The 2,821-nt window shown below is 49.6% G+C and carries 2 protein-coding genes; both read right to left on the bottom strand.

Annotated features, from left to right (window positions below):
* Positions 1-1,361 (bottom strand): ATP-dependent protease ATPase subunit HslU (gene hslU, locus GAC_RS03505; RefSeq protein WP_037349475.1); only part of this gene is annotated, 1,361 nt, incomplete at its 3' end.
* 2 nt (positions 1,362-1,363) lie between these two features.
* On the bottom strand, positions 1,364-1,933 hold the full coding sequence (hslV, locus tag GAC_RS03500) for an ATP-dependent protease subunit HslV (protein ID WP_010265784.1): 570 nt from the start codon (positions 1,931-1,933) through the stop codon (positions 1,364-1,366).
* Positions 1,934-2,821 lie beyond the last annotated feature (888 nt).

Genomic DNA, 2,821 nt, shown 5'->3' with positions numbered 1-2,821 from the left:
GTCTTCCCTTTGTTCTCCGACGCGCTGTAGCTTATATCTTCCATTAGCTTCTCCAATATGGTGTGCAACCTCCTTGCGCCGATATTCTCTACCTCACGGTTGACGGTGGAGGCTATTTCCGCGATGGCAAGTATCCCATCTTCAGTAAACTCCACGTTAACGCCTTCGGTTTCCATAAGGGCGCGATACTGCCGTAACAAGTTAGACTCAGGCTCGGTAAGAATCCGTATCAGGTCGTCTCTGCCGAGAGGTTTAAGCTCAACCCTTATCGGCAGCCGGCCCTGCAATTCTGGCAGTAGATCTGAAGGCTTAGCAAGATGAAACGCACCCGAGGCTATGAACAACACGTGGTCAGTAGTTACCGTCCCGTATTTTGTGCTAACACTGGTTCCTTCGAGTAGTGGCAAAAGATCGCGCTGAACACCCTCCCTGTTTACTTCTCCTCTAATCTCGGTTCTTGCGGCGATTTTATCAATCTCGTCAAGGAACACTATCCCCTCGTTGCTTGCAATATGCAGCGCTTCTCTGACTATCTTATCTTCGTCGATGAGTTTTTCTGTTTCTTCATCCAACAAAATTTCCCTCGCCTCTTTTACTGTGGTTTTGAGCGATTTAAACTGCTTATTTCCCCCCAGCATTTTTTGTACTATCTCATTGATGTTCATAATTCCTACCTGGCTACCTGGCATGCCAGGTACGTCAAAAGAATGCTGGACGTTCTTGTTTTCCTTTACGCTTATCGAAATTTCGGAGTCCTCAAATTCTCCGGACCTCAACCTTTCCCTAAAGGCACTTTTTGTTTCTTCGCTCGCGTCAACACCCACCAGGCAATTTAGTATAATTTCCTCGGAAGACTTACGCGCCTGCTTGGCCACCACCTTTCTGTGCTTTTCCTTGACCAAAAGAACAGCCCTGTCGACAAGGTCACGCATTATTGAATCAACATCCCGCCCGACGTAACCTATTTCGGTGAACTTTGTGGCCTCCACCTTAATGAATGGAGCCTGCGCGAGCTTCGCCAAACGACGCGCTATTTCTGTTTTACCTACGCCAGTGTGCCCAATCATCAATATGTTCTTGGGGATGATTTCATCCCGCAGTGGAAGAGGAACCCGGTTTCGCCGCCAACGGCTCCTGAGCGCGTTGGCCACAGCCTTTTTTGCCTCTTCCTGCCCCACTATAAACCTATCAAGCTCTCTGGTTATCTGGCGAGGTGAAAGATCACGTGTCTCGTATTCTTCTTCTGACTCCGCAACGCCCTCCCCAATCTTTTTGGGCTCACTACCGCCCTGATCAGGGCCTTTTGCTTCCCCTGGTCCTGAATTACCAACACCCGTTGCGCCTAGTTCACCGGAAGACATCATCACTCCTCTATCTTTTCCATGATAATATTATTGTTAGTGTACACGCAGATCTCCGAGGCCACAGCCATCGCCGCGGTGGCTATGTACTCTAGGGTCATATCCAAGGAAAGCTCGTCTCTGGCAGCGCATAGCGCCCTGGCTGCGGACAGGGCGAAATTCCCGCCAGACCCTATCGCCGCGATTCCATTTTCTGGTTCAAGCACGTCTCCCCCGCCGGAAATTATCAAAGACACGGACTTATCCGCGACTATCATCATGGCCTCTAATCTTCGCAAATATTTATCCCTTCTCCAATCCTTCGCCAATTCCACGCATGCACGCATCAACTGGCCGGGGTGCTTCTCCAGCTTAGCTTCCAGCCTTTCAAACAAAGTAAACGCATCGGCTGTTGCGCCTGCAAACCCGGTGATGACACTATCACCGGCGAGGCGCTTTATCTTCTTGGCAGAGGTTTTCATTATTGCACTGCCCATAGAAACCTGCCCGTCACCTGCGATAATCACGCTGCCACCCTGCCTGATGCATAATATGGTGGTTCCGTACATCGTGTAGCTGTCTCTGTGACTCATAACCAAACTCCCCGCGGCCCACCACTTATTGATGAGAAATAAGACCGGTGCTGATTCAAGCAAATACCTACCATAAGCTCAGTTACGTTGCACCAATCAATACTCAATGCCCACGATTATGCACCCTCACTCCACTGAAATCCAGCGAAGATTTTGTAGTACATCTTCGTAGTGCGGCACGTTGCGGAACTGGAGATGGGTTGCAGTTACTCTTACAATAAGTTACGGTGCACATGAACGCGCGGGCAGGCCCGACAGTACCACAAATTTATCGATGCAACTTTTAATATTGTTGTGGGAGAACAAAAATGTGATACACTCGCGACGTGAGCGCGGGCTTTTGATGTCGCTTGCGGTTCCGTGCCGTTCCCGGGTCCATTGCGAAGATTCCTGGTGTTGTTTTGGCGTTGTACTCAATTTTGCGTGGCCAGCTGCGGTTTGTATTGTGTGCCCCTCTGCTGGTGGTCTGGAGTGCAAAATTTCGCTATCGCACGTAGATGGAGAGGGGCTTTTTGCGTAATTTGGCATAAAAATGTACTTGTGCGGTGAGGAGTTATGGTATAGATTCCAGGCTCGGGGTTCATCCGAAAATTTCCCTGATGGGAGGTGGTTTTGTGCGTTGGCCTGCTGTGCCTGAGAGGTTGTGGTGTGATGTGGCAGCTCCTGCATAGAGCGTTGCTAGCGCGGATTTTCAGTGAAGCGTGATGAAGCTTGGTGTGCTTCAGCGCTTGTGCTCAAGTTTGGTATTCCTGGAATCTGGGGGTGGTGCGCTGTCTTCGGAACAAATGATTGGTTGTACTTGTTGGGTTTAGTGAAGAGAATTTTATGTCAGAAGGTGTCATGGAAAAGGAAGAGTCTATAGTAAAGGGTGGTGTCACAGAAAACCCC

Origin of the sequence: Anaplasma marginale str. Florida, from assembly GCF_000215485.1 — a bacterium.
Taxonomy (GTDB): Bacteria; Pseudomonadota; Alphaproteobacteria; order Rickettsiales; family Anaplasmataceae; genus Anaplasma; species Anaplasma marginale.
This window is presented reverse-complemented; position numbering and strand designations above follow the sequence as displayed.